1 protein-coding gene is annotated in these 1,706 nt (G+C 37.3%); it reads left to right on the plus strand.

Annotated features, from left to right (window positions below; all coding sequences use genetic code 11):
* Positions 1 to 131: 131 nt before the first annotated feature.
* Positions 132 to 1,706, plus strand: coding sequence for an IS1182 family transposase (locus AAIB49_RS19785; RefSeq protein ID WP_339212999.1), 1,575 nt, complete (start codon positions 132 to 134; stop codon positions 1,704 to 1,706).

Here is a 1,706-nt window from a genome sequence, read left to right on the forward strand (position 1 = left end):
ACGTAGCGCTAACCATTTAAAATGGTAAGTGCTACGTCTTTTTTAATATTCTTACTCTTTTTAGTAAACAAAAAGGACACCCTCTGATAAAATTAAAGTAACCACACAATAACCTATCAGGAGGTATCCCTATGTTCAAACATTATACCATGAATCAAGTTGTTTTGCCGATAGATTTAGAAATGAAATTACAAGAAAATGATGTTGCTTACGCTGTTAATGATGTGGTGGAGAGTATTCCAGCCGAAGCATTTGATTTCTTTTTACGTGAGACTGGTTATCCAGCATATCACCCTCGAATGATGATGAAAATTATTCTTTGTGCTTACACGCAATCTGTTTTTTCTGGCAGGAAGATAGAGAGCTTACTTACAGACAGTATCCGTATGATGTGGCTTGCCCAAGGTTATGAACCGAGTTATCGTACCATCAATCGTTTCCGTGTTCATCCAGAAGTAAAAGAATTACTACGTCAATGCTTCGTACAATTTCGCTGTCAATTGGTTCAAGAAAAATTAATTGAAGAAGAAGCAATATTTATCGACGGAACGAAAATTGAAGCGAATGCCAATAAGTTTACCTTCGTTTGGCGAAAATCGGTGGAAAAATATAGTGCTAATTTGGTGGAAAAGTCTAACCAAATGTATGATGAGTTATTAAAAAAAGAAATTATTCCAGAGATAGAACGGGAAAGTTCCGATGAACTTTCTACAAAAGAGCTTAAAAATCTAGTGGAAAAGTTAGATGAAAAGGTAGAAGAATTTGATAAGAAGATTGAATCAACCGAAGAGGTAAGCCTACGTAAACAGCTTCGCTCTGAACGTAAGGTACCTAAGCAATATCGTAAGCATTTTAAGGATTACCTGGAGCGAAAACAAAACTATCAAAATGACATGGAAATCTTTGGAGAACGAAATAGTTATTCGAAGACAGATCACGATGCCACGTTTATGCGTATGAAAGATGATTATATGAAGAATGGGCAACTGAAGGCAGGTTATAATGTGCAACTTGCGACAGAAGGACAGTATGCCCTCGCCTATGATGTCTTTCCAAATCCAACAGATACACGCACGTTCATTCCTTTTCTAGATACGATTGAGAAAAGCTTTTTCAAGTTGCCAAAATATATTGTCGCTGATGCAGGTTATGGTAGTGAACAAAATTATGAGGATGTCATGAATCAACGAGAACGCACGCCGCTCGTTACCTTTAATCAATATCGAACGGAGAAGAAAAAGAAAGTTAAGAATGATCCTTTCAACATAGCCAATTGGCAATATAGCGAAGAAGAGGATTCATTTACTTGTCCAAATAATAAAACACTACCATTCCGATACACTTCCACCCGAACTGACAAATACGGTTTTACACGTACGTTCAAAGTTTATGAATGTGAAGACTGTACTGGTTGTCCATTACGTTCCTTGTGTACAAAAGCAAAGGATGGAAACAATCGAAAAGTTTTCTACAACGAGAAATGGGAACAGCAAAAAGAATACATAAGAGAGCAGCTTTCGAATCAAGAAACTGGTGAAATCTATGGGAAACGTAAAATTGACGTAGAGCCAGTCTTCGGATTTTTGAAGGCTAATTTGCGCTTCACTCGAATGTCAGTGAGGGGCAAATCCAAAGTAGAAAATGAATTAGGATTTGCGTTAATGGCGGTGAATCTAAGGAAGTACACCGCCTCTAAAGCGAGTTAA

Origin of the sequence: Ornithinibacillus proteolyticus (assembly GCF_039581225.1) — a bacterium.
GTDB classification, from domain to species: domain Bacteria; phylum Bacillota; class Bacilli; order Bacillales; family Amphibacillaceae; genus Ornithinibacillus; species Ornithinibacillus massiliensis.

Excerpts from the sequence above, each read along its gene's own strand:
- AAIB49_RS19785 (WP_339212999.1), top strand. The coding sequence starts at position 132 with ATGTTCAAACATTATACCATGAATCAAGTTGTTTTGCCGATAGATTTA.